This is a genomic window from Streptomyces sp. NPDC006602, assembly GCF_042870385.1.
Lineage (GTDB): Bacteria > Actinomycetota > Actinomycetes > Streptomycetales > Streptomycetaceae > Streptomyces.
The window spans coordinates 167,365-190,500 of sequence record NZ_JBIAHG010000006.1 but is presented as its reverse complement, the minus strand read 5'-3'; the positions used below and the strand labels follow the sequence as shown (position 1 = coordinate 190,500).

The following is a 23,136-nucleotide window of genomic DNA, read 5'->3' as shown; positions in this document are numbered from 1 at the left end:
CCAGGGTTGTACAGGAGTTCTAAAGACCGCTGCCCGTCAGGTACGCCGAGACGATCACGTTCGCCGTGTAGCTGCGGCTCGCCCGGTCGAAGCTGCCGCCGCAGGTGATCAGCCGCAGCTCGGCCCGTCCGGTCTGCCGGGGGCCGTACGCCTGCTGGGCGTCGAAGTGGTCGCGGGTGACGACCTGGACGTCGTCCACGGTGAACTCGGCGACCTTGCCGTCGTCGCGGATCACCCGGACCGTCTCGCCGGGCTTGAGGGAGCTGAGCTTGTAGAACACGGCGGGCCGGGTCTCGGTGTCGACGTGCCCCACCATCAGCGCGGTCCCGGCCGCGCCCGGCTTCACACCTCCCGCGTACCAGCCGACGACACCGGTCTGCTCGAACGGCGGCGGATCGATCGCCCCCGTCGCGTCGAGGCCGCGCGCCACCACCGGCGCCCGCACCCCGAGGTAGGGGATGTCGACGCGCTGCGGCAGGGCCGCGCCGAGCGGCCGGTGCGCGGGCGGCAGCTCCACCTCCGGCGGCCGCCCGACCGCCGCCACGTCACCTGTGGTGGGCCCTGATATCCCGAGCCGTACGTCGGTCACCTCGCGCCCCCACAGCCACAGTCCGAGCAGCAGCACCGCCCAGGCCACGCCGGTCAGCAGACGGCCCGAGCCGGAGGAACGTTCGTGGTCGTGATCGGACATCGCGGGTCAGTCCGTCCTGCGGCTCCGGCGGGTACTCCGGCGGGCGCTCCGGAGCACGACGGCCACCGCGGCGGCCGCGGCGAGGATCAGCCCGATCACGGCGTGCCCCCTACCGGGACCGGCGGCACGGGCGTCCTCGGCGGCGTTCACGGCGGTGTCGACGTCGGCGAGGTGCGCGGAGCCACCGCCACCGGCGTGCACGGGGGCGACCGGGGAGGCGGGAGTGGTGGGCCGGTGTGTGTCCGACCGCGGTGATCCTTCCACGACGGTCAGGGCGGCCTTGCGGTCGGTGCCGCCGCAGCTGACCGTCACGCCGTAGGAACCCGCCTTGAGCGAGGTGCGGATGCGGGTCTCGCCGATGAGTGTGCCGTCGGTGCCCGTGAGCCGGGTCTCCGCGACGAAGGCCGCGGAGACGGCCGTGGCCGTCCGGGCCGTGCAGTCGGAGACGCGCAGCGCGATGTCCGTGCCCGGGGCGGGGGACGAGGGGGTCACCGCGATGCCGCCGCCTCCGTCCGCCGCGTACGCCGTCGGGGTGAGGGCGGTGGCGAGCATGAGGCCGGTACAGAGAGTGAGACGTGTGGAACGCATCGTGAACCTCCAGATACCTGGAGCCTCCCCCTCGGGGTGCGGCCCCGCATCCGCAGCGGGGCCGCACTGCTCCGAACGGAGGACGTTCCGCCCCTGCCGGGTTTCAGACCCGGTCGACGAGGTCCGCGATGGAGTCCACGACCCTGGACGGCCGGTACGGGAAGTTCTCGACCTGCTCGGGCCGGGTCAGGCCGGTGAGCACCAGGAACGTCTGCATTCCGGCCTCCATGCCGGCCAGTACGTCGGTGTCCATCCGGTCGCCGATCATGGCGCTGGTCTCGGAGTGCGCGCCGATCGCGTTGAGCCCGGTCCGCATCATCAGGGGGTTCGGCTTGCCCGCGAAGTACGGCTGCTTGCCGGTCGCCTTGGTGATCAGCGCGGCGACGGCGCCGGTCGCCGGAAGCGGGCCCTCGGTGGAGGGGCCGGTCTCGTCGGGGTTGGTGGCGATGAAGCGGGCACCGCCCTCGATGAGCCGTACGGCCTTCGTCATGGCCTCGAAGGAGTAGGTGCGGGTCTCGCCGAGGACGACGTAGTCCGGCTCGTGGTCGGTGAGGATGTAGCCGATGTCGTGCAGCGCGGTGGTCAGGCCGGCCTCGCCGATGACGTACGCCGAGCCGCCCGGCCGCTGGTCGTCCAGGAACCGGGCGGTGGCGAGGGCCGAGGTCCAGATGGACTCGACCGGGACGTCCAGGCCCATTCGCCGCAGCCTGGCGTGCAGATCGCGCGGGGTGTAGATCGAGTTGTTGGTGAGGACCAGGAAGGGCTTCCCGGACTCCTTCAGCTTCTTGAGGAAGGCGTCGGCGCCGGGGATCGGTACGCCCTCGTGGATGAGTACACCGTCCATGTCGGTGAGCCACGACTCGATGGGCCTGCGGTCTGCCATGTGCGGGATCTCCTGCCGTACGCATGCCGCATGTACGCGGTGCTGGATGCGCCCCCAGCCTAAACAGTGGCCGGATCTTGGGGAATGGCCGGTGGAATGGCCAGTTCCTGCCGGGGCGGCGGAGGCTCCGTCAGCGGCGTCGGCGTGCCGCCAGCAGGGTGGCGCCGGTGAGGAGGAGCAGGGCGGTGGCGGCGAGGGCGGCGACTACGGGGCGGCCGGTGGCGGCGAGTTCGTAGGCCTTGTCGGTGAAGGGCAGGCGGCCGGTGGCGGGGTCGGTGGATGCGGCACTCGGGCTGCGCTCCGGCTCCCCCTCCCCCGCCTCTTCTCGATCCCGCTCCTCACTCGGTCGGGCGTCGATGCCGAAGCGGTAGTCGTTGGACTGGCCGATCCAGTCGCCGTCGTCGTCGTGGCGTTGCACGACGGCCGCGTTGGCGGTGACCTCGTTCGGCACGGCGTCCGAGGTGACCGCGAACCGGACCTTCACGGTGAGGGTCCGGCCGGGTCCGACGGTGAATCCGGCGAAGCCGGCACGCTCGTCGGCGAACGCACCCACGAGTTCGTCGGCATCGGTGCGCTCGAAGCGGACGGGGTGGGGGCGGGTGCCGCCCCGCGCTGTGCCGTCGTAGAACTCCAGACGGGGCTGGGAGGGTTCGAGGGCCCGCCGGTCGTCGGCCAGGACGACGACCGGGTGGATCTTCGCGCAGGTCCGGGTGGTGGTGTTCGTGAGGTCGAGGTACCAGGTGCCATAACCGCCCCCGGCCTCGTAGGAATCAGGCCCGCCGTGAATCCGGGTGGTCACCGGAAAGGCCCGGTCGCCGGACGCGACACAGGACGCGTCGGAATCCGCGTACGCCGGCGTGGTGGAGAGGAAGACGGCGGCTGCTGCGAGGCAGAGGGACACGGGCACGGGCTTAGGCAGTCGCATGAACACATGACCATGCCGGGTGCGGATGGGAGAGCGACGGTGCCATGCCGGACGGGGGCGCCGATGGCGCCGGATTCCGCCCGATTGGCGGGGTGGACGGGCAGCCCGGGTAGCCTGCGCCCACCCGTGCCGCCGCAACGGCACCCCGTCAGCACGGGCGGCACCCCGTCAGCGCGGGCGGCACCCCGTCAGCGCAGGCCGCACCCCGTCAGCGCGGGCGAGCGGACCTTTTGCGAAAGTGGAGCCCATGACTGGACGCAAGACTCCTGGCACTCCCCTCCGCGTGGGCCTCGTGGGCTACGGCCTCGCCGGCTCCGTCTTCCATGCCCCGCTGATCGCCGCCACCGAGGGCCTCGCCCTGGACACGGTGGTCACCTCGAACCCCGAGCGGCGGGAGCAGGTCCGCGCCGAGTTCCCGGACGTACGCCTGGCCGCCACGCCGGACGAACTGTTCGAGCGGGCCGACGAGCTGGACCTGGTCGTCGTCGCGTCCCCGAACAAGACACACGTGCCGCTCGCCACCGCCGCCCTGAAGGCCGGCCTGCCCGTGGTCGTGGACAAGCCCGTCGCCGGCACGGCCACCGAGGCACGGGAGCTGGCGGCCCTCGCCGAGGAGCGCGGCCTGCTCCTGTCCGTCTTCCAGAACCGCCGCTGGGACAACGACTTCCTGACCCTGCGCAAGCTGCTCACCGAGGGCGAGCTGGGCGACGTATACCGCTTCGAGTCCCGCTTCGAGCGCTGGCGGCCGCAACTGAAGGGCGGCTGGCGGGAGTCCGGCGACCCCACAGAGATCGGAGGTCTGCTCTACGACCTCGGCAGCCATGTCGTCGACCAGGCGCTGGTCCTCTTCGGCCCCGCCGCCTGCGTGTACGCCGAGTCGGACGTCCGGCGCCCGGGCGCTCGGACGGACGACGACACCTTCATCGCGGTCACCCACACCAGCGGCGTCCGCTCCCATCTCTACGCCTCCGCGACGACCGCCCAACTCGGCCCGCGCTTCCGGGTGCTGGGCTCGAAGGCGGGCTACGTGAAGTACGGCCTCGACCCGCAGGAGGCGGCCCTCAGGGAAGGCCGGCGCCCCGGTGCGAAGACCTCCGACTGGGGCCTGGAACCGGAGGACCTGTGGGGCCGCGTCGGAGCCGGCGAGTCCCCGCTGACCGGCGGCGGACGCCCCGAACCGACGCTTCCCGGCGACTACCCGGCCTACTATGCGGCCGTGGCCAGGGCCCTCACCGAGGGCGGTCCCAACCCGGTGACCGCGCTGGAGGCGGCCGCCGCCCTCGACGTACTGGAGGCGGCGCGCCGTTCGGCCCACGACGGAGTGGCGGTGTCGCTGTGACGAACAACAGGTCGCACAACCAGGCGCACAACCAGGAGATCACCCCGAAGTTCCACCCGGAGCTCACCCCGCCCCTGGAGGAGCTGGAGGCACAGGAACGCCATCTGGTCTTCCGCCAGTTCACCCACGATGACGCCTGGGCGCTGGGCTCCCTCCTCGTCGACCTGGCCCGCGAGCGCCAGGCCCCCGTCGCCATCGACATCCACCGCGCGGGCCAGCAGCTCTTCCACGCGGCGCTGCCCGGCTCGGCCCCCGACAACGACGCCTGGATCGTCCGCAAGCGCCGGGTCGTGGAGCGCTACGGCTCCGCGTCCTACCTGGTGGGCGCCCGTTTCCGCGCCAAGGGCACGACCTTCGAGGAGTCCTCCCGCCTGGACCCGGACGAGTACGCGGCCCATGGCGGCTCCTTCCCGATCAACGTGGAGGGCGTGGGCGTGATCGGTGCGGTGACCGTGTCGGGACTGCCGCAGTTGCAGGACCACCGGTTCGTCGTTGAGGCGCTGGAGCAGTTCCTGGGGCAGTGATTCCTGGGGCAGTGATTCGATCACTGCGCTGGGGCACTGATGGGAAGATCTCGGGGCACCCTCCTGTTGGAACCGATGTACCGCACACCCACCAACCGGAGGGACCGCCCCATGAGTGACGCCTCGAGTGACGCCTTGAAGGAATCCGTCGGACGCTACGGCATCTGGAGTGTCGGCCTGCGCTCGGAGGACCCTGCCCGGCGGGGCGAACTCGCCGAGGCGGCGGCCGAGTTGGAGGAGCTGGGCTACGGTGCCGTCTGGCTGGGCGGCAACAGCGCCGCCGCCAACGCCGTACCGCTGATCGAGGCGACCTCGACGCTCACCGTCGGCACCAGCATCCAGAGCATCTGGGAGCACGAGCCCGCCGACAGCGCGGCAGCCTTCGCCGACCTCGAGGCGGCCCACCCCGGCCGCTTCCTCCTCGGCCTGGGCGTCAGCCACGCCAAGCTCGCCGACCAGTACCGCCGCCCCTACTCGGCCCTGGTCGCCTACCTGGACGCCCTGGACGAGGCGGCCGTACCGGCGAACCGCCGCCTCCTGGCCGCCCTCGGCCCGAAGACCCTGGAGCTGGCCCGCGACCGGGCGGCCGGCTCGATCCCGTACCTGGTCACACCCGAACACACCGCCTACGCCCGCGAGCTCCTCGGCGAAGCCCCGCTGCTGGCCCCTGAGTTGGCGGTGGTCCTGGAGGCGGACCCGACCAGCGCACGCGCCCTGGCCCGCGAGTCCCTGGCCATGTACCTCTCCCTCCCGAACTACACCAACAACTTCCTCCGCCACGGCTTCACCGAGGACGACCTCACGAACGGCGGCAGCGACCGTCTGATCGACGCGCTCTTCGCCTGGGGCGACGACACGACGATCCGCACCCGCATCGAAGCGTTCCACGAGGCGGGCGCGGACCACGTGGCCCTACAGGTGGTGGACGGCGAACCAAGGGACGCGCTGCCGCGCAAGGCGTGGCAGCGGCTGTCCTCTCTACTGGCCTGAGCTGACCGGCCTTTCAGGGGCGCGGGGAACTGCGCGATCAGCCACAACGGACCCGCAGCCGTACAAGCGCAGCCCCCCCCGCCCTCTAGGCGTCTTTGAACTCCTGCCGCTGCCGGCCGAGCCCCTCGATCTCCAGCTCCACCACATCCCCCGCCCGAAGGAACGGCTTGGGCTCGGGATGTCCCAGCGCAACGCCCGCGGGCGTGCCCGTGTTGATGACGTCACCGGGGTAGAGGGTCATGAACTGGCTGACGTACCGCACGACCTCACCCACGGGGAAGATCTGCTCGGCGGTCGTGCCGTCCTGCTTCAACTCCCCGTTGACCCACAGCCTCAGCGACAGGTTCTGCGGGTCCGGCACCTCGTCCGCCGTCACAAGCCATGGCCCCAGCGGGTTGAACGTCTCGCAGTTCTTCCCCTTGTCCCAGGTCCCGCCCCGCTCGATCTGGAACTCCCGCTCGGACACGTCGTGCGCCACCGCGTACCCGGCGACGCACCCCAGCGCCTCCTCCACGGACCCCGCGTACCGAGCCGTACGTCCGATGACCACCGCCAGCTCGACCTCCCAGTCCGTCTTCACGGACCCGCGAGGGACCAGCACCGTGTCGTACGGCCCCACCACCGTGTCCGCGGCCTTGAAGAAGATGACGGGCTCGGCGGGCGGCTCGGCCCCGGTCTCCCGGGCGTGGTCGTGGTAGTTCAGCCCGATGCAGACGATCTTGCCGATCCGGGCGAGCGGCGGCCCGACACGCAGCCCGGTGGCGTCCAGCGCGGGCAGCGACCCCGCGTCGACGGCGGCGCGGATCCGGCCGAGCGCGGCGTCGTCGGCGAGCAGCGGTCCGTCGATGTCCGGCACGACGCCGGACAGGTCCCGCAGGGTCCCCTCGGCGTCGAGCAGCGCGGGCCGCTCCGATCCCGCCGTACCGACTCGCAGCAGCTTCATGATGACAATCTCCCTCGATCGCGGGCTCGTCGACCGACGGGTGCAGCCATCGGAGGACTGGTCGATCGTCCAAGGTCGGCGTCCAGTCCGCAAGACCTGGTTCACGGACTGGACCGTAACCTCCGAGGACGGGCGGGGTCAGCGGTACAGGACCGACCGCTCCACCGCACTCCACGTCGTACTGGTGACGACGTACAGCGCGGCCGCCAGCGGCACCACCGCCACGGTGAAGAGCGTGAAGAAGGACATGAACGGCATGACCTTGGTCATCGCGCCCACCCCGGCCGCACCGGCCACCGGCCCTCCGTCCCCAACCGGATTCGACAGATTCACCGGATTCGCCGGATTCGCGGCCATCATCCGCTTCGTACGGCGGAAATTGAACACGGCCACCACCGCGACGAACACGAACAGTCCGACATACACGAGCCCGGCGGCCCCGAACATCCCGCCGTCGCCGAGCGCGTCCGCCCAGCGGTCGCCGAGGGGCGCCGCGAACAACTGGTGGGAGAGGAGTTCGTTCGTCTGTCCGCCGATCCGCGTGTTGGAGAACAGGTGGTAGAGGAGGAAGAACGCGGGCATCTGGAACACACTCGGCATGCAGCCCGACAGCGGCGACACCTTCTCCTCGGCGTGCAGCTCCATCACGGCCTTCTGGAGCTTCTCGGGGTTCTTCGCGTGCTTCTTCCTGAGCTCCGCGACCTTCGGCTGGAGCGCGGCCCTGGCCTTCTGTCCGCGCGCGGCGGCCCGGGACAGGGGATGCACGAGAAGCCGTACGAACGCGGTGAACAGGACGATCGCGGCGGCGGCCGCGGTAGCCCCGAACAGCGGCTGGAGCAGGTCGGCCAACTGCCGGACCAGATCGGCGAAAACGGACATGGGTGAGCCCTCCGGGGGTCTCGTCGTGCCGGGATGATGAGTGACTGACTCGGCATGACGACCCGCCGCGGGGCAGGGGTGTGGCCGGCTGCTGCCCTACGCCCTACGCGGCGGTCGCCGGGAGGGCGTGCCCCGGCGCTCGGGGCCGGGTGCGCCCCTTCGCGTCGGGGTCGCGTTGGGGCAGGAACGCCGTTCGGCGGTCGCGGTCGCGGATGGCCGTACGCACCCGGGTGGGCGGCACGGGGAGCGCGGAGCGCGAGGCGACGAGCGAGCAGGCGGCGAACGCGGAGCCGGCCGCGGCGGTCGCGGCGAGCGCGACGGTGGCGGAGAGGCTGCCGGCGTCGAGCAGCACGACGTCGAGGAAGAGGATCAGCAGGAGGGCGGCGGGGCGAAGCTTCGCCAGACTGCGGATCATGCTCGGCCCCTCCTCTCGATCTTCTCGATCTTCTCGATCGTCCGGGACACCGCGAAGGTCTCGCGCATCTCGTACGACTGCTTGTCCTGCCCTCGGTTATACCTGATCGTTCTCGATCGGCTGTGCCTGATCGGTCTTGATCGGCTTTCGGCTGTCGGCTTCGTTCGGTCCCTCGCACACCTTCCTCCACAGGTTTGGAAAAGGGCTGTCGCAACTCTCGACAACCTCACACGCCACACCCGATGCTTCGTCGTGGCATGAACGGGACAGGCCACGACGCCGGTTCAGGGACGGACCGTCGTCGATTCGAATCGGAGAAGCCATGATCCGTCGCAGAACCCTGCTCACAGCCGCGGGCGGGACGCTCCTCGGCAGCGCCCTGGCGACCGGCACCGCACGCGCGGACGCCACGATCGCCGTCAACCCCGGCACCTCGTACGGCACCTGGGAGGGCTGGGGCACCTCCCTGGCCTGGTGGGCCAACGTGTTCGGGGCCCGGGACGACTTCGCCGACGCCTTCTTCACCACCAAGTCGGTGTCGTACAACGGGACGACACTCCCCGGCCTCGGCCTGAACATCGCCCGCTACAACCTGGGCGCTTGCAGCTGGAACAGCGTGGGCAGCGCGACGATGGTCGAGTCGCCGAACATCCCGGCCTTCAAGCAGATCGAGGGCTTCTGGCAGGACTGGAACAACGAGGACCCGACGTCCTCGGCCTGGAACTGGTCGGCCGACGCCAAGCAACGGGCGATGCTGGTGAAGGCGACGCAGCGAGGCGCGGTCAGCGAGCTGTTCGCCAACTCCCCGATGTGGTGGATGTGCTCGAACCACAATCCGTCGGGCGCCTCCGGCGGCGGCAACAACCTCCAGACCTGGAACTACCGCCAGCACGCCTCCCACCTGGCCGCGACCGCCCTCTACGCCAAGAACAACTGGGGCGTGAACTTCTCGACGGTGGACCCCTTCAACGAGCCGGCCTCGTCCTGGTGGACCGACACCGGCACCCAGGAGGGCTGCCACATGGACCCCGCGGTCCAGGCGGCCGTACTCCCGTACATGCGCAGCGAGTTGGACAAGCGCGGCCTGACGGGCCTGCGTGTCTCCGCCTCCGACGAGACGAACTACGACACCGCGCGCTCCACCTGGGCCTCCTTCAACTCCACCACCAAGGCCCTGGTCAACCAGGTCAACGTGCACGGCTACCAGGGCTCGGGCGGCCGCCGGGACCTGCTCTACACGGACGTGGTCACCACATCCGGCAAGAAGCTCTGGAACTCGGAGACGGGCGACAGCGACGGCACCGGCCTCACCATGGCCTCCAACCTCTGCTACGACTTCCGCTGGCTCCACCCCACCGCCTGGGTCTACTGGCAGGTCATGGACCCGTCGACGGGCTGGGCGATGATCGCGTACGACCAGAACACCCTCCAGCCGACGACGGTCCAGCCGAAGTACTACGTGATGGCCCAGTTCAGCCGCCACATCCGCCCGGGCATGCGGATCATCGACACGGGCGTCAGCTACGCGGCGGCGGCCTACGACGCGACCGCGAAGCGCCTCGTGATCGTGGCGGTGAACACCTCCACCTCCGCCCAGACCCTCACCTTCGACCTCTCCCGCTTCACCACGGTGACGGGCGGCACGAACGGCCTCGTTCCCCGCTGGAACACGGTCACCACGGGCGGCGACAAGTACGCGGCGTACTCGGACACCCGGCTGAGCGGGAAGTCGGTGGCGGTGCCGTTCGCGGCGAAGTCGGTGCAGACGTTGCAGATCGACGGGGTGACGATCTAGAACGGACGTTCACACCTCCGGGACTCCGGGAAGGACACGCCGCGCGTGCTCACGTCCGTTGCCACCGAGTGGCTGTGGCTGATGGCAGCCACAGCCACCGTCGTCCACTGCTCCGCCATGGCCCGCTGGATCCCCGTCCGGAGATTCTGGGTCGCGTATCCCTTCATCTGGGTCCTGTGCCTGGCCGGCATGATCGCCGTCGGCCAGGCACAGGGCTTCTCCCTGGCCGCCATGCTCGTCGGGTACGCGTTCGCCCTCATCGGCCTCACGGTCGGGATGTTCCCGTCCCGCAAGCTGTTCGTCGGGGGGACCACCGAAATCAACGAGGGCGAGACCCGCGAGACGTACGACTACCCGCGCTCCCACCTCGCGTTCTGCGTCATCATCACGGTCCTCATGTTGTTCGCCGCGTTCGCACTGACACGCTGATCGGTCGCTTCCCGCTCCTGCGGACGTACGAGACCCTCGCGGTACGAGCCGAAAGGTCCGGAAGGTGCCGAGAAGGTGCCGGAGATGCCGGAAGATACCGGAAGCTACGCCGCCGATCCGCCGATCCGCGTGCTGGCCTGGGGATACCTCTCCCTTTGTCACAGCCCGGCAGTACCGTGTCATGCATGCGCCCCGACACGCCTGCCGAGAACGTAGACCACACCGCCGAAGCGGCACGCCTGGAGCGGACCGCCGGCCTGTACCCCGAGGACGCCGAAGCCCTGCTTCTACAGGCCGCGGCCCACCTCGAACTCGCCGGCGACCGCCCCGCCGCGAGCAAGCTCTACGACCGCCTGCTGTCGTCACCGGAGGCCTTGGAGAACCCGTTTCTCGTACGAGCCCTCAAGGCCTCGAACCTCTGGGAGTACGGCCACGAGGCCGAGGCCAGGGCGATCATCGAGGGCGTCCGGGCGGCTGCCCCGCGCGACGCGGCCCCGTGGGTGATCGTGGCGGAGGCGTTGGAGGCGCACGACGAACTGGAGGCGGCGCAGGAGACCTTCACGGAGGCCGTACTCCTGCTTCTCACGGAGGACACCCAGCCCCCGTACGCCACGCACCCGCTGCTCTTCGGCCGCCACCGGGTCCGCCGCATGCTGGGCGTCGGCCACGACGACTGGGACGTCCTCGCGGACACCCTCCACAACTCCCCCGTCTCCCTCGACGAACTCCACGACCCCAAGCGCGTCTGGTCCCTCGGCTCGGACAACCCGGCGGAGCTGGCAGCGGAGATCTCAAGGCTGCGAGCAGAACTCGGCACCTACCGCGAGGCCCTCTCCCGCCCGTTCCCGGTCGCGGTCCTGCACTGGCCGGCAGGCGAACTGACGGAACTGGTCTCGGCCTACCCGACGCTGGCAGCGGAGTACCCCTCGCATGAGGAGCACCTGGCGACGATAGAGGCGTCGCTGCGGGAACTTGCGTCTTCGGGGACGCCGAACCTGGGCATCGTGACCGGGACTGTTCCGTCGTACGAGGCCTTCGCGGCCTCGGAGGGCGCGTCGCCGGGCGACGTGGCGCTGCTGCCGCAGTATGCGACGACGTTGGCGGCGCGGGGGCGGGCGGTGGTTTGGCCGCCGCAGCGGGGGGCGGTTTGCTGGTGTGGGTCGGGTCAGGCTTACGGGGAGTGCCACGGGAGCGTGAGCTGATCGGGACTCGTCCAGATCCAGCAACGAGTTCCGTCACCCCTGAAACCCTGAGCAAATATGGGATTTAACAACCCACTTCAGAGTTCAACTCCCCCTATGTCCCACCTTTGCAGTACCGTCACATTTACCTGTGAGCTGAAGGGCCGTCGTCTGCGGAGCGGCCCTGACCTGTGTATTTGAGGAACCGATGCCCTACCAGCCCGGCACCGTCTGGCAGTACGACGTCCCCACGACCGGCAGCACGCATCTGCCACCAGACGCCGGGTACGGCAAAGCTCTGACCAACCAGGGCTACGGCTTCGAGGTCGCTGTAGCGGACCTGATCGACAACTCAATCGACGCGGGCGCCGACAAGATCGTCGTGCATTTCTTGCGCGACGCCAAGCGGATCCTCACTCTGTTGATCATCGACAACGGCCGGGGCATAGACGAGGCCGGGCTGGTTGACGCGATGACGGTCGGACGGCGCCGGATCTACAACGAACACGCCCTCGGCATGTATGGCACCGGCCTCAAGGCCGCGTCGCTCTCCCATGCCTCGTCGCTCACCGTGGTCAGCCGCACGAAGCGCAGCCGCGCGGTCGGCCGCTGCCTTACTGCGGAGGGGATCGAAGACGGTTTCCGCTGTGACACCGTCGACCCGCGCTACGCACAGAATCTCATCGACCGGTACGACGGCATCATCGAGTGGCACGGCACGGTCGTACGGTGGGACCAGGTACGCGCCTTCGAAACAGTGACACCTGGGCAAAGCGACCAGTACCTGTCGAAGGCGATCGCACGCCTGGAGACTCATCTCGGCCTCTACTTTCACCGCTTCCTGCAACGCGGTCTCCAACTGGACATAGCCGTGTGGGACGTAAGCAGCAACGTGAGCGGACTCGGCGAGGAAGTCGACCACATCGCCGTAGAGGCACTGGATCCCTTCGGGTACAAAGTGCCCGGGAAGAAGGGGTATCCGAGGCAGTTCACCGCGCCCGTGGAGGGCATCGGAGATATGCGCCTGACCGCCCACATTTGGCCAGCCAAGTCGCAGAAGGCGGGCTTCCGGCAGATCGGTTCCCTTGCGGAACGGCAGGGATTCTACTTCTACCGGAATGACCGCCTCGTCCAAGCGGGAGGCTGGAACGGCCTGCGCAACCCCGAGGGGCATCTCGTTCTGGCCCGGGTTGCGGTGGATCTCCCAGCGAGTGACAACAGCGTCCTGAGTCTGGACGTGAAGAAGGAAAGGGTCACGGTCACCCCAGCCTTCACCCTCGGCCTGGACAAGGCGGTGGATTCCGCAGGGCACGCCTTCCGCCAGTACATCAGCGATGCCGAGACCGCCTACCGGGACGGTTCAAGACGCACTGAAGTCGTCCGAAAGTCGGTCACCCCTCCGGGCAAGGGACTAGACCCGAAGGTCAAACGGGTCGTGAAGGAGGAACTGCCGGAGAAGGCAGGTGAGGAGCCGATCACGTTCACCTGGGCGGCGCTTCCCCGCGACCGGTTCTTCGATCTGGATCGCGAGAAAAACATCGTCATCCTCAACAAGGACTTCCGCGAGGACTTCAATGACGGCAGGCGCGGCGGAGCAAACGACGCTCCCGTCACAAAGACCCTGCTCTACCTGCTTCTTGAGGACTGCTTCGGGCTAGGCCGCTGGGAACGCAGCCGCCAAGACCGCGTGGACTACTGGAACACCATTCTCCTGGCTTCTGCGGAGGCGCATCGCACGCGGCGAACTCAGGCGCTCTCCTGACCCTCGTACGACACTCGCCACTGGCTCCCCTCTGCTGATTGAGGTCCGCACATGAGCTCCACCCCTGCCAACATTCTCCTGGAGATCCACGCCTCCGCGCTGGCTGGCATGGGCAGCGTCCCTCGGCATTTCGAACGCTGGGCGGCGCTTGCCGCCGATGAGGTCCATCCGGACGCCGACCTCAGCGAGGAACGGTTCCGGGAGTGCTTGGTCAGCGTGGACGAGACACTGGCAGCTCTCTGGAGCCGCCACCTCACCTCATGGGACTTCGCAGAAGAGCCCCAGTGGGCACTCGGCACACCCGCCCGTTCCGACGAACGGCGGATGGCCGTGTACGACCGCCTCCGGTTCGGCAACGATCTGCGGAAGGCACTGGACAACGCCGTTCCCGTCGCAAAGCTTCCGGGTCCCACCGTGATCACTCGTGAGTTCACTCCCTGGTACACGCCCGATCGCACGACCGCCCGGTCCTTCTACTGGACGTCGTACGAGGACAAACTCCGTGCCAAGAACTGGCCCGAGGCGGCGATCGCCAGCTTGGATGAGGCGAGCCGAGCAGTCGTCGAACGCCTCACCGACCCCGAACAGCCCGCAGCCCGGCAGGCAAAGGGCCTGGTAGTGGGATACGTCCAGTCGGGCAAGACGGCGAACTTCACCGGTGTCGCCGCCAAGGCAATCGACGCCGGCTATCGCCTCGTCATCGTGCTCGGCGGCACCCTCAACCTCCTGCGCGCGCAGACTCAGCGCCGCCTGGACATGGAGTTGATCGGCCAGGAGAACATCCTGCGGGGCGCGGACATCACCGACTTGGACTCCCTCGTTGGTGTGGACTACGTCAGCGATGAAGACGCCGACTGGCCCGACTTCGTCCGGCACGGAGGACGACCCTCCACACTGGGTGCATTCGACATTGAGCGTCTGACGACTCGGGACAACGACTACAAGAGCCTCGCGCAGGGCATCCGGGCGCTGGAGTTCGAGAAGCGTGAACCGACCCGCCCGCTCTACGACCCGGCGAACATCCATCACGCCGCGGCTCGGGTTCTGGTGGTGAAGAAGAACAAGTCCGTCCTCACCAAACTCGTCAAGGATCTCAAGCAGATCCACGGGCTGCTCGGGGAGCTTCCTGCCCTGATCATCGACGACGAGTCCGACCAGGCTTCGGTCAACACCTTGGACCCGAAGAAGTGGGAGGCCGGGACCACCGAGCGCACCGCGATCAACGGACTTATATCCCAGCTCCTCAAACTCCTTCCACGGGCGCAGTACGTGGGGTATACGGCAACTCCCTTCGCCAATGTCTTCGTTGACCCTGGCGACGACGATGACATCTTCCCGAGCGACTTCTTGATCTCGCTCCCCCGTCCCACCGGGTACATGGGCGCTCAGGACTTCCACGATCTGGATTCTCCGGTAGCGGCAGAGGAGCGAACCTTCGCCAACTCTCAGGAGAAGGCGCACGTCCGTGGAATCTACGAGTCAACCGGCGACCGTCTCCAGGAGGCTATGGATGCCTTCGTCCTGTCTGGCGCCCTGAAGCTCTACCGGGCTGCCCATGGAGTCCCGGAAGGCCCGTTCCGGCATCACACAATGCTCGTGCATCAGTCCGTACGCAGGGATGATCACGCCGATCTCGCGCTGCGCATCAATTCCATGTGGCACCAGGCGGGATACAGCTCAGGGGCCGGTCATGAACGCCTTGCCGCACTGTGGGCCTCAGACTTCATCCCGGTGAGTGAGGCACGTGCCTCCGACCTCCCAGCACCGGCTTCCTATGAAGAACTGCGCCCATACGTCAGTACCGCACGACAGCGCATCGGTTCAAACGGTCAGCCGGTCATCGTTGTGAACGGTGACTCCGATCGCTACTTCGACCAACTCGGCCTCGACTTCGACCGGACCCCGCATGTCTGGAAGATCCTGGTGGGAGGCACGAAGCTGTCGCGTGGTTTCACCGTCGAGGGCCTGACGATCACTTACTACCGGCGTACCACCCAGCAGGCAGACACGCTGATGCAGATGGGGCGTTGGTTCGGTTTCAGGCCCGGATACCGGGATCTTGTCAGGCTCTACATCGGGCGGGAAGAGCCCTTCGGGCGTGACAAGTCCGCAGATCTATACGAGGCGTACGAAGCGATATGCCGGGATGAGGAAACATTCCGAGAGCAGCTGGCCCAGTACGCCGTGGTGGTCGATGGACAGCCACAGATGACGCCCATGGAAGTCCCCCCTCTCGTGGCCCAGCACCTGCCGTGGATCAGGCCGTCGGCGCGCAACAAGATGTTCAACGCGGAACTCGTGGAGATCCGGTCCCCTGGACGCCCCATCGAGCCGGCTTCGTACCCGATGAACAACAGCGCAGCTCACAAGCGGAATACAGAACGCTGGCGCCCGCTGCTGGACAGGCTCGGTACAACGCCGATGTCGTTCAGCAACCCGCCGGACAGCTCCAGCGCGCTAACGCGCAACTTCGAAGCACTGACCGGGATTATTCCCCACAGCGAACTCGTGAGCGTGCTGTCCCAGCTTGAATGGGAGCGTCCGCGATACTTCGACCCCCACCTGACCTATCTGAGGCAGCTCGATGGCACGCTAGCCAAGGTGGACGACTGGCTGCTCATCTCACCCCGGCTGACCTCGAACAAGCGGGTCGAAGCCAGCATCCTCGGCTCTGTCCCACTGTCTCTGGTCCGCCGAAAGCGGCAGGCCGGCAAGACGTCCTTCGGGCGCATCGCCAGCGTCGAACACCGCACGGCGGCACAGCACCTCATCGACGAGGCGGCCTCACCGCTGAGCATCCGCCGCCCGGACCAGGACACTGAAGTCGGGCCCTCAACCGGAGTCATCCTGCTGTACCCGGTCGTCGACGGGGACAGCCACAGTGACGTCCACGCCGTCGTCCGCAACGGATCGGCTGACCCATCGAAGATCGTGATGGCATTCACTCTGATCCCGCCGACCTCAGCTGTGAGTGCAGACCGTCGTCTGGTGCGGTTCCGTGCGAAGGACTCTCGGCATACCAGCGACGCTACGATTCCAGTTAGTTCATCCTGAGGGGGATCCGCTTGCTGCCCATCGACATTCATGCCGCGCAGAACATCGCGCTGTCGGAGGAGCTGAGGCGCGACGCTGAGCTCCAGACAGTGCGCGCGGAATTGGTGAGCATGGAGCACTCAAAAGAGCGATTCGCAGCGGTGCTTCGGAACACCATTGATCAGCTGTTGAACGGTGAGAACACTGGCCGTTACGCCTGGGAATCTTTGTACAAGACCGAGAGAACCCATGCGGGAACACTCGTCGAGATCAATCTGCAGCGGGAGTTCAAGTTCTCGGACGGCGCCGCAATGGACTACCGGATCGCCGGCATCGAGGTGGACTGCAAGTACTCGCAGAGCTTCGGCGGCTGGATGATCCCTCCGGAGGCCAGAGGACATCTCTGCTTGCTCGTTTGGGCCAACGACAACGAGAGCCTCTGGAGTGCTGGCCTCTTCCGGGTGAGGGATGAGTGGCTGAACCGAGGAGGTAATCGTGATGCGAAGCTTACTGTGAAGGCCATACACCGGGACAAAATCCTCTGGCTTTGGCGCGATGCGGCGTTGCCGGAGAACGTACTCCTTCACATGGCCCCATCCGACTGCGCGGCGGTCTTCGCACCGCAGTCTGGCCAGCAGCGTCTCAACGAGCTGTTTCGGCGCGCACAGAAACGGCGTATAAGCCGCAACGTGGTGCGAACCGTGGCCCAGCAAAAGGATTACATGAAACGGGTCCGCGGCAACGGAGGTTCCCGATCAGCCCTCCAGCCCGAGGGAATCCTCATCATGGGCGACTACGACAGCCACCGCACCACAGCGGAGCAGCTCGGACTCCTCCCTCCGCGAGAGGGCGAGTTCGTCAGCGTTCGCGTTGCAAGGAGTCGTCCACATCACCAAGACGCACCACAAGTAGTGCTGGATGGGCAGGCTTGGGTTGTTGCCACGCCTGATGACGAACCCGAGACGGCCCCATCGCTCCCCTCCCATAAAAAGTAGGAACGCACGGAGATGAGTGCACCTTTCGCAGCCCAGCTCCTGGGCTGGAAGAAGCTGAAGTCGTCGGGGAAACCGGTACCGAATAGCGCAGATAGCAGCAGCGCTCCTTCAAAAGCGCTAGCGAGGGCAATCCTCGAGCACTTGAGTGTCACTCCTGAGATGGTTTTGGAGGGAACCCCGAAAGACCTTGGCCCAGCATTGGAACGAGCAGTTCAAGCACATCTAGAAAAAGCACTTCCAGTCGCTGACTCTTCCCGCTTCTGGCAAGTTGACCACAAGAAAATTGTCGCAGATTTCTCGCAGTATTCCCATCTTGGCAACCTCAAGAAGGTTGTACGCAAGAATCCCGTACTAAGTGCCGACCTGGGACTCGACTATCTGATCAGGCCTGACGTGACCGTCGGCGTAATACATAATTCGCCTCAGCCTGGCACTGAAGCATTTCTACACGCCGCCGTATCATGTAAGTGGACAATCCGTTCCGATCGAGTCCAGAACATCCGGCATGAGTTCCTGCAGATGATCAGGCATAGGCGCGGTCGCCTTCCGCACCTGGTCACTGTGACTGCCGAGCCAATGCCCAGCAGGATCGCTGCCATCGCCAGGGGAACCGGCGAGGTCGACGCCGTCTACCACATTGCCTTCGCTGCACTGAAACAAGCCGTAGATGCTGTCGGCAGTAACCAACAGAAGGACGATCTGGCAGAGTGCATCAGCCAAGGTCGACTTCGGCCTTACGAAGAACTCGCGCCCACGCTGGCAACCTGGTAAGAGTCAGAGCGCTATGAGTATGTCTTCAGGTTCCCCTGCCGAGCCGGACAGCGGATGGTCTCCTCCGGAGGGTTCGTGGGCATCGTCCGCGGCACGTCGCCGGAACATGCAGGCCATCCGAAACCGGGACACCAAGCCAGAATGGCTCATACGACGACTCGTCCACGCCCAGGGCCTGCGCTACCGAGTCGCAGCCAAGCCACTTCCAGGCCTTCGCCGGACTGCCGACATGGTCTTCCGCCCGGCGAAGGTGGCTGTCTTCATCGACGGCTGCTATTGGCACGGCTGCCCCGAGCACTACGTGCCGCCGAAGACCAACCCTGGCTACTGGTCCGGTAAGGTTGCCCGGAACATGGCCCGCGACCGCGACACCGACCAGCGCTTGGAAGAGGCAGGCTGGACGGTGCTCCGGTTTTGGGAGCACGAGCCTTCGGAAGACTGCGCCGCACGCATTGCAGCCGAGGTTGACAGGCGCCGCAGCGCAGCCCGAAAGAGCAGGCAAGGTAACTGATCATGCCTTCTTCTGATCGCGTTCCCGTGCCGCCTTCAGTACATCAATGATCGACTTACCGACGGCCTTAGCTACCGGCGGCGGGAAAGCATTGCCTACCTGTCGGTACTGGGCAGTCTTCCCGCCCGAGAAATCCCACTCCGTCGGGAATCCCTGGATGATGGCTGCTTGCCGCACCGTGAGCATCGGTCCATCAGGGCCGAAGAGATCTCGACCCTCGGTCTTCTTCTCTTTGCATGTGTCGATGTCATTGGCAACGCCCATGCCCGAGATCCCCAGCTGCTTCCAGGCCGCCTTCGCGCGGCTGGGGCCGAGGTCAGCACCGCCATGTTTCTTTGACCCGCCGACGAGCGTGGGCGCAATCCCTCCACCCTTGCCCTTGAGCTCGGCATCCCGCTCTTTCGCCTTCGTGAGCCATCGGTCGAAGTGCGCGTGAGCCTGCTTCGAGTGAGCTCCCTCGAAATACTTGCCATAGCGTTCACGCATGGACGGCTCAAGGCTCTTTGCGACACTGACCGGCTCCTCGTGCGTAGCCGTCGGCCACTCGTACTTGAGGTCCTTGATGACATCGTCCCGAAACGCGACGAGGATTGCGCGTGGCCGAAGCTGTGGAACCCCGAAGTCGCTGGCCTCCAGGACGCCCCACCTGCTGACGGTGTAGCCGAGGCCTTCTTCATGAGCCAGTTGCCCATCGTCGCCCCGGTACGTGCCACCCTCAAGCCGCGCCTTGATCCAGTCGCGATAGTCCGAGAACTTCGGGTCCATGATCCCCCGGACGTTCTCGATCATCACCGCTCGAGGATTGAGCGTCGTGACCAGCTCCAGCATGCGCGGGAAGAGGTCTCGCTCGTCGTCCTTGCCCAGTTGCTTACCCGCATGGGAGAACGGAGGGCATGGCACGCCACCTGCAAGGAGGTCCAGGCCGTCGCGCCGCAGCAGCTCCGCACTCTTCTGCAAGTCCCGGTACGGCTCGAATTCCTTGACGTCAGCCGACAGGACGTCGCAGTACTCTCTTTCCCACGCCCATACCTCGTGATCTTCGATATTCAGCCTGAGCGTGTCGACCGCGTACCCGTCGATCTCAACCAAGGCCAGGTGCCCGAAGCCCGCCTGGTGGAGACCGATCGCCTGCCCACCAGCCCCAGCGCAGATCTCGATCGACGTGAACTCACGCTTGGCCGACACCGTGGTGGCGCGCTCGGGTTCGTTTGTGTGGGTCATGCCCCCTCCTTACAGTCGTACAGCGGCAGACACATCTTGCTATCCACCATCACTGAGGGTGACAGACCCCACTGACAACGAGACCTCACCAAGTGTGCAGCACGCTCCGCGGTTCGCTGAACGCACCCTCCGTCACGCCGAACACTCATACGATATTGCCCATGCGGATACCTGCGTGGACTGAGGACGAACTCGTGCTGGCCGGTGCCCTCGTCGTGAAGAACGGTTGGCGGGAGCTGCGGACCGGCGACCGGAAGGTCCAGGAGCTGTCGGAGCTGCTTCGCTCGCTCCCGGTCCACACCCCGGAGGCAGTCGCCCTTCCCAGCTTCCGGTCTCCCGACAGCGTCAGCCGCAAGACCACCGACTTCATGACGAACCACAAGTTGTATCCCGGCAAGGCCACGCGATGTGGCAAGCCCACGCTGCTCATGATCGACGCGTTCATGGATCGTGAAGCTGAGATGCTCCAGGCCGCCGAGGCAATTGAGGAGGGCATCGCCTCGGGCGAATTGCACCGTATCCCCAGGCAGCCCGACGAAGTCGACGAGACGGGCACGACCGCGATCGAGGGACGACTGCTCGTCCGCCGAGCGCTTGCCCGCGAGCGGGACACGAAGCTCCGAACGCTGAAGATCGCCCAGGTCCGGCAGGGCGGACGCCCGCTCCAATGCCAGGTCTGCGACTTCGATTTCGCTCATACCTACGGAGAGTTGGGCGAGGGCTACATCGAAGTGCACCACGTCACTCCCCTTTATGTCTCCGGGACTCGGGAGACCAGGCTCGACGACCTCGCATGCCTGTGCGCCAACTGTCACCGCATGTGCCACAGGAGCCGTCCTGGAGAATCCTGGCGCACGCCGGCCGCTCTCCGGGAGCAGATACAGAAGTCTGTTCAGGCGGCCGTCCACTAGGCCGCGTCCGCTTCGGCCTGGTAGTGCATCTGAGCACGATCGAGGATGTCCTCCGGATCACGGCCACAGGCGGCAGTCCAGTGGAGCAAGTCAGCGATCAGTTCGATTGCTGACTCCTCAAGGCCTGCGTCTCGCCTCCTACCGGGCGGCGCAACACCGCCGCCGACCCCCTCGTACTTCTCCAGTGCTTCGACAGCCCGCTCGATGCGCTGGCAGGCGTGTCGCGCACTCATCGAAATCTCGCACCAGACGGCCTTACCCATCGCTGTCAGCACCGTGCCCCAGTCAACCGCCAGCGCTGCGAGCAGATGCAGGCCACGACCACATTCCTCGTCGCAGCCCGTGGTCTTGAGTGATGGCACGACCTGACTCTTGTCGTGGACTTCGAGTCGGAGCCGCTCGCCCCTCCACTCAAGGATCAGCGTCGCCGACGCTCCTTCGCCGACGTGTTTCACGACGTTCGTCGCCAACTCCGTGACGAGCAGCTCCGCTTCGTCGGCAGCCACGGGCGTACCCCATCGGCTCAGCTGCTTGACGACCGTTCTCCGAAGCAGGCGCACTTCTGCCGGCGCCGCCTCGAAAGGCAGGACACAGCGGAGTCGAGGTTCGGTGACTTCGTAGCCAGGCACGGCCACTCCTCCCTCCCTAGCCACGCAGTTGCTGGGCCTGCCGTATCCGTACGACTGCGCTGCGTAGCGATCTGAGAACGAGCATGGCATAGAGAACTCTCGCTGTGTAACTTCTCATGGGAATCTATCGGGTGAATGTGATGGTGGGTCCGCTTCGATGCTGCATAGCCTGATGGAGATCTCCGGGCCCATCGCCCGGCGCATGGTGAAGGAGCCGCATGCCCGAACGGACAACAACGCGCCGCCGCCAACTTGGGGCCATGATGCGCAAGTTGCGCGCCCGCAAGGGATTGACGCTCGAAGAAGCCGGGCAGCTCGTCGGCGTTTCCAAGGCAACGGTCAGCCGGTACGAGACCCAGGCCGGGCCGGTCAAATGGATCGTCGTGGATGCACTGTGCCGCGAGTACGGGGCAACTGAGGCCGAGCGCACAGCCGTTGTCGGACTGGCGAAAGATGCCAAGCAGCAAGGCTGGTGGAGCTCCTTCGCCGACTCCATTCCGGAGAGCATGAACCTGTTGCTCACGCTTGAGGACGAGGCGGTGCGTGAGAGTCACTTCTCCTGCGTCTACGTCCCTGGGCTCCTACAGACACGCGCCTACAGCACGGCGCTACAGCAGGCCAATGAAGTCCCCCTGGAGCAGGCGGAGATCGAGCGGCTGGTCGAAATCCGCATGAAGCGGCAGGAGATCCTCACCCGCCCGAAGCCGCTGCACTTGTGGGCGATCCTCGACGAGTCTGTGATCCGTCGCGTGGTCGGATCGCCTCAGATCATGAAAGAACAGCTCGACCGACTGCTCGAAGCGAACAAGTCACCCCACGTCACGCTTCAGGTGCTTCCCTTCTCCAAAGGGGCACATGCAGCCGCACTGGGGAGCTTCGTGATCATCGGCGGCACCGAACCGGCCCTCGACGTGGTGTACGTCGATTTCCACACAGGCTCCCTCTTCCTGGAGAAGGACGAGGAACTGGACCGATACAGACTTGCGTTCGAGTACCTCCGGGCACAAGCGTTGGACATGGAAGCTTCCTCCGCCGTGATCCACCGCGCCCGCCAGGAGTTGTAAATGCCCGTCGGTCCTGAGTCCGCCTCCGAACCTGCCTGGTTCAAGTCGTCGTACAGCGGCGGCAACACAACCGAGTGTGTCGAGGCAGCCTTCTTCCTGTCTGGTGTGCTTGTACGAGACTCCAAGCGGCCTGAGCAGCCGCACCTCGTGATCTCGTCAGAGGCGTGGGCGAACTTCTTGTCGAGTACCCGCAGTAGCCGCTGAGAGGCCGACAAGGCAGGAGGCGAGTCCCTCGCATCGCTGCGCGAGAGCGGCCGCGCGGGCGCCTCGGTGCCGTCTAGCGAACCGAGTTCTCCAAGGACAGCACCATGGCGCACAGCTGTGGGGATCCGTCGAACGGCACCACCTCCCCCACCGTTTCGTACCCCCAGGCCTCATACAACGCCCTGACCTTGATGTGGTCTTTGTGCACGAGCAACGCGGCCCGTTGCTCCCTGCGGGAGGCGAGGAGTGCGTCGTGGATGCGCCGAGCTGAACCCCTACCACGCCAAGGTGCACGGACCATCAGCTCGGACAAGGCGAACGTACGGTGTCCGGTCTCAGCGGTGAAGGCACCGGGCAACCGTGGGGTGACCTTGGACCACCATCTGGTGGCTGTGCTGAGTGGGGCACCGAATTCAGGATCGAGAGCCTCCTGGACCTGCCGGAACTGATCAC

Annotated in this window: 24 protein-coding genes; 14 read left to right on the top strand and 10 right to left on the bottom strand. The window is 66.5% G+C overall.

All coding sequences use genetic code 11. The features are described 5' to 3' along the window. Positions 1 to 19: 19 nt before the first annotated feature. The 4 genes from ACFYO2_RS18785 to ACFYO2_RS18770 all read right to left on the bottom strand — a co-directional run bounded on the left by ACFYO2_RS18785 (position 20) and on the right by ACFYO2_RS18770 (position 3,087). Positions 20 to 691, bottom strand: coding sequence for a class F sortase (locus ACFYO2_RS18785; protein WP_388349945.1), 672 nt, complete (start codon positions 689 to 691; stop codon positions 20 to 22). A gap of 6 nt (positions 692 to 697) precedes the next feature. Further along, complete coding sequence (locus ACFYO2_RS18780; protein ID WP_388349943.1) at positions 698 to 1,279, bottom strand: hypothetical protein; 582 nt, start codon at positions 1,277 to 1,279, stop codon at positions 698 to 700. 103 nt (positions 1,280 to 1,382) lie between these two features. Then, positions 1,383 to 2,162 (bottom strand): HAD-IIA family hydrolase, encoded by a 780-nt coding sequence (locus ACFYO2_RS18775; RefSeq protein ID WP_388349941.1) that lies wholly within the window; start codon positions 2,160 to 2,162, stop codon positions 1,383 to 1,385. A 130-nt stretch (positions 2,163 to 2,292) separates the two neighbouring features. Then, positions 2,293 to 3,087: a hypothetical protein gene (locus ACFYO2_RS18770; protein ID WP_388349939.1), complete on the bottom strand. Its 795-nt coding sequence runs from the start codon at positions 3,085 to 3,087 to the stop codon at positions 2,293 to 2,295. Between the two features lie 247 nt (positions 3,088 to 3,334). On the opposite strand from ACFYO2_RS18770, the gene ACFYO2_RS18765 reads away from it, so the two are divergent. The 3 genes from ACFYO2_RS18765 to ACFYO2_RS18755 all read left to right on the top strand — a co-directional run bounded on the left by ACFYO2_RS18765 (position 3,335) and on the right by ACFYO2_RS18755 (position 5,940). Then, positions 3,335 to 4,426, top strand: a complete 1,092-nt coding sequence (locus ACFYO2_RS18765; protein WP_388349937.1) for a Gfo/Idh/MocA family oxidoreductase — start codon at positions 3,335 to 3,337, stop codon at positions 4,424 to 4,426. Further along, positions 4,423 to 4,950: a heme-degrading domain-containing protein gene (locus ACFYO2_RS18760; RefSeq protein WP_388349935.1), complete on the top strand. Its 528-nt coding sequence runs from the start codon at positions 4,423 to 4,425 to the stop codon at positions 4,948 to 4,950. Before ACFYO2_RS18765 ends, ACFYO2_RS18760 begins: the two co-directional genes overlap by 4 nt. Positions 4,951 to 5,061: 111 nt before the next feature. Then, positions 5,062 to 5,940, top strand: coding sequence for an LLM class F420-dependent oxidoreductase (locus ACFYO2_RS18755; RefSeq protein WP_388349933.1), 879 nt, complete (start codon positions 5,062 to 5,064; stop codon positions 5,938 to 5,940). A gap of 85 nt (positions 5,941 to 6,025) precedes the next feature. Here ACFYO2_RS18755 and ACFYO2_RS18750 read toward each other — a convergent pair whose 3' ends face one another. The 3 genes from ACFYO2_RS18750 to ACFYO2_RS18740 all read right to left on the bottom strand — a co-directional run bounded on the left by ACFYO2_RS18750 (position 6,026) and on the right by ACFYO2_RS18740 (position 8,177). After that, entirely contained in the window at positions 6,026 to 6,883 is an 858-nt protein-coding gene (locus tag ACFYO2_RS18750; protein ID WP_388349931.1) for a fumarylacetoacetate hydrolase family protein, read from the bottom strand. 138 nt (positions 6,884 to 7,021) lie between these two features. Further along, positions 7,022 to 7,762 carry a YidC/Oxa1 family membrane protein insertase gene (locus ACFYO2_RS18745; RefSeq protein WP_388349929.1) on the bottom strand — a complete coding sequence of 247 codons (741 nt, stop codon included), beginning with the start codon at positions 7,760 to 7,762 and terminating at the stop codon, positions 7,022 to 7,024. Positions 7,763 to 7,865: 103 nt separating this feature from the next. Next, on the bottom strand, positions 7,866 to 8,177 hold the full coding sequence (locus ACFYO2_RS18740) for a DUF6412 domain-containing protein (RefSeq protein WP_388349927.1): 312 nt from the start codon (positions 8,175 to 8,177) through the stop codon (positions 7,866 to 7,868). Between the two features lie 322 nt (positions 8,178 to 8,499). On the opposite strand from ACFYO2_RS18740, the gene ACFYO2_RS18735 reads away from it, so the two are divergent. The 8 genes from ACFYO2_RS18735 (at position 8,500) to ACFYO2_RS18700 (ending at position 18,654) form a co-directional block, all read left to right on the top strand. Continuing rightward, complete coding sequence (locus ACFYO2_RS18735; RefSeq protein ID WP_388349925.1) at positions 8,500 to 9,972, top strand: beta-1,6-galactanase; 1,473 nt, start codon at positions 8,500 to 8,502, stop codon at positions 9,970 to 9,972. A gap of 45 nt (positions 9,973 to 10,017) precedes the next feature. Beyond that, positions 10,018 to 10,401: a hypothetical protein gene (locus ACFYO2_RS18730; RefSeq protein WP_388349923.1), complete on the top strand. Its 384-nt coding sequence runs from the start codon at positions 10,018 to 10,020 to the stop codon at positions 10,399 to 10,401. A 185-nt stretch (positions 10,402 to 10,586) separates the two neighbouring features. Continuing rightward, positions 10,587 to 11,603, top strand: a complete 1,017-nt coding sequence (locus ACFYO2_RS18725; RefSeq protein ID WP_388349921.1) for an SEC-C domain-containing protein — start codon at positions 10,587 to 10,589, stop codon at positions 11,601 to 11,603. Positions 11,604 to 11,790: 187 nt separating this feature from the next. Beyond that, positions 11,791 to 13,344 (top strand): ATP-binding protein, encoded by a 1,554-nt coding sequence (locus tag ACFYO2_RS18720; protein WP_388349919.1) that lies wholly within the window; start codon positions 11,791 to 11,793, stop codon positions 13,342 to 13,344. Between the two features lie 51 nt (positions 13,345 to 13,395). Then, positions 13,396 to 16,398, top strand: coding sequence for a Z1 domain-containing protein (locus ACFYO2_RS18715; RefSeq protein WP_388349917.1), 3,003 nt, complete (start codon positions 13,396 to 13,398; stop codon positions 16,396 to 16,398). Between the two features lie 11 nt (positions 16,399 to 16,409). Continuing rightward, positions 16,410 to 17,372, top strand: coding sequence for a NaeI family type II restriction endonuclease (locus ACFYO2_RS18710; RefSeq protein WP_388349915.1), 963 nt, complete (start codon positions 16,410 to 16,412; stop codon positions 17,370 to 17,372). A 12-nt stretch (positions 17,373 to 17,384) separates the two neighbouring features. Beyond that, positions 17,385 to 18,143, top strand: a complete 759-nt coding sequence (locus ACFYO2_RS18705) for an NgoMIV family type II restriction endonuclease (protein ID WP_388349913.1) — start codon at positions 17,385 to 17,387, stop codon at positions 18,141 to 18,143. Between the two features lie 19 nt (positions 18,144 to 18,162). Next, a complete protein-coding gene (locus ACFYO2_RS18700; protein WP_388350387.1) occupies positions 18,163 to 18,654 on the top strand; it encodes a very short patch repair endonuclease in 492 nt (163 codons plus the stop codon). Here the strand turns inward: ACFYO2_RS18700 and ACFYO2_RS18695 are convergent, their stop codons facing one another. Then, positions 18,655 to 19,875, bottom strand: a complete 1,221-nt coding sequence (locus tag ACFYO2_RS18695) for a DNA cytosine methyltransferase (protein WP_388349911.1) — start codon at positions 19,873 to 19,875, stop codon at positions 18,655 to 18,657. Positions 19,876 to 20,036: 161 nt separating this feature from the next. Here ACFYO2_RS18695 and ACFYO2_RS18690 point away from each other — a divergent pair, with 161 nt between their 5' ends. Next, positions 20,037 to 20,786, top strand: coding sequence for an HNH endonuclease (locus tag ACFYO2_RS18690; RefSeq protein ID WP_388349909.1), 750 nt, complete (start codon positions 20,037 to 20,039; stop codon positions 20,784 to 20,786). Here the strand turns inward: ACFYO2_RS18690 and ACFYO2_RS18685 are convergent. Beyond that, complete coding sequence (locus ACFYO2_RS18685) at positions 20,783 to 21,415, bottom strand: ATP-binding protein (RefSeq protein ID WP_388349907.1); 633 nt, start codon at positions 21,413 to 21,415, stop codon at positions 20,783 to 20,785. The two genes, ACFYO2_RS18690 and ACFYO2_RS18685, sit on opposite strands and share 4 nt — an antisense overlap. 218 nt (positions 21,416 to 21,633) lie before the next feature. Here ACFYO2_RS18685 and ACFYO2_RS18680 point away from each other — a divergent pair, with 218 nt between their 5' ends. Beyond that, entirely contained in the window at positions 21,634 to 22,479 is an 846-nt protein-coding gene (locus ACFYO2_RS18680) for a helix-turn-helix domain-containing protein (protein ID WP_388349905.1), read from the top strand. Beyond that, positions 22,480 to 22,683, top strand: coding sequence for a DUF397 domain-containing protein (locus ACFYO2_RS18675; protein ID WP_388349904.1), 204 nt, complete (start codon positions 22,480 to 22,482; stop codon positions 22,681 to 22,683). 73 nt (positions 22,684 to 22,756) lie between these two features. On the opposite strand, the gene ACFYO2_RS18670 is transcribed toward ACFYO2_RS18675, so the two are convergent. Beyond that, positions 22,757 to 23,041, bottom strand: coding sequence for a GNAT family N-acetyltransferase (locus ACFYO2_RS18670; protein ID WP_388349902.1), 285 nt, complete (start codon positions 23,039 to 23,041; stop codon positions 22,757 to 22,759). Positions 23,042 to 23,136: the final 95 nt, after the last annotated feature.

Bases quoted from the DNA above. Each gene is read 5' to 3' on its own strand.
- ACFYO2_RS18755 (WP_388349933.1), top strand. From the start codon at position 5,062: ATGAGTGACGCCTCGAGTGACGCCTTGAAGGAATCCGTCGGACGCTAC.
- ACFYO2_RS18735 (WP_388349925.1), top strand. From the start codon at position 8,500: ATGATCCGTCGCAGAACCCTGCTCACAGCCGCGGGCGGGACGCTCCTC.
- ACFYO2_RS18695 (WP_388349911.1), bottom strand. From the start codon at position 19,875: ATGACCCACACAAACGAACCCGAGCGCGCCACCACGGTGTCGGCCAAG.
- ACFYO2_RS18725 (WP_388349921.1), top strand. From the start codon at position 10,587: ATGCGCCCCGACACGCCTGCCGAGAACGTAGACCACACCGCCGAAGCG.
- ACFYO2_RS18745 (WP_388349929.1), bottom strand. From the start codon at position 7,762: ATGTCCGTTTTCGCCGATCTGGTCCGGCAGTTGGCCGACCTGCTCCAG.
- ACFYO2_RS18715 (WP_388349917.1), top strand. From the start codon at position 13,396: ATGAGCTCCACCCCTGCCAACATTCTCCTGGAGATCCACGCCTCCGCG.
- ACFYO2_RS18690 (WP_388349909.1), top strand. From the start codon at position 20,037: ATGCGGATACCTGCGTGGACTGAGGACGAACTCGTGCTGGCCGGTGCC.
- ACFYO2_RS18775 (WP_388349941.1), bottom strand. From the start codon at position 2,162: ATGGCAGACCGCAGGCCCATCGAGTCGTGGCTCACCGACATGGACGGT.
- ACFYO2_RS18750 (WP_388349931.1), bottom strand. From the start codon at position 6,883: ATGAAGCTGCTGCGAGTCGGTACGGCGGGATCGGAGCGGCCCGCGCTG.
- ACFYO2_RS18675 (WP_388349904.1), top strand. From the start codon at position 22,480: ATGCCCGTCGGTCCTGAGTCCGCCTCCGAACCTGCCTGGTTCAAGTCG.
- ACFYO2_RS18705 (WP_388349913.1), top strand. From the start codon at position 17,385: ATGAGTGCACCTTTCGCAGCCCAGCTCCTGGGCTGGAAGAAGCTGAAG.
- ACFYO2_RS18680 (WP_388349905.1), top strand. From the start codon at position 21,634: ATGCCCGAACGGACAACAACGCGCCGCCGCCAACTTGGGGCCATGATG.
- ACFYO2_RS18720 (WP_388349919.1), top strand. From the start codon at position 11,791: ATGCCCTACCAGCCCGGCACCGTCTGGCAGTACGACGTCCCCACGACC.
- ACFYO2_RS18770 (WP_388349939.1), bottom strand. From the start codon at position 3,087: ATGCGACTGCCTAAGCCCGTGCCCGTGTCCCTCTGCCTCGCAGCAGCC.
- ACFYO2_RS18765 (WP_388349937.1), top strand. From the start codon at position 3,335: ATGACTGGACGCAAGACTCCTGGCACTCCCCTCCGCGTGGGCCTCGTG.
- ACFYO2_RS18785 (WP_388349945.1), bottom strand. From the start codon at position 691: ATGTCCGATCACGACCACGAACGTTCCTCCGGCTCGGGCCGTCTGCTG.
- ACFYO2_RS18740 (WP_388349927.1), bottom strand. From the start codon at position 8,177: ATGATCCGCAGTCTGGCGAAGCTTCGCCCCGCCGCCCTCCTGCTGATC.
- ACFYO2_RS18780 (WP_388349943.1), bottom strand. From the start codon at position 1,279: ATGCGTTCCACACGTCTCACTCTCTGTACCGGCCTCATGCTCGCCACC.
- ACFYO2_RS18700 (WP_388350387.1), top strand. From the start codon at position 18,163: ATGTCTTCAGGTTCCCCTGCCGAGCCGGACAGCGGATGGTCTCCTCCG.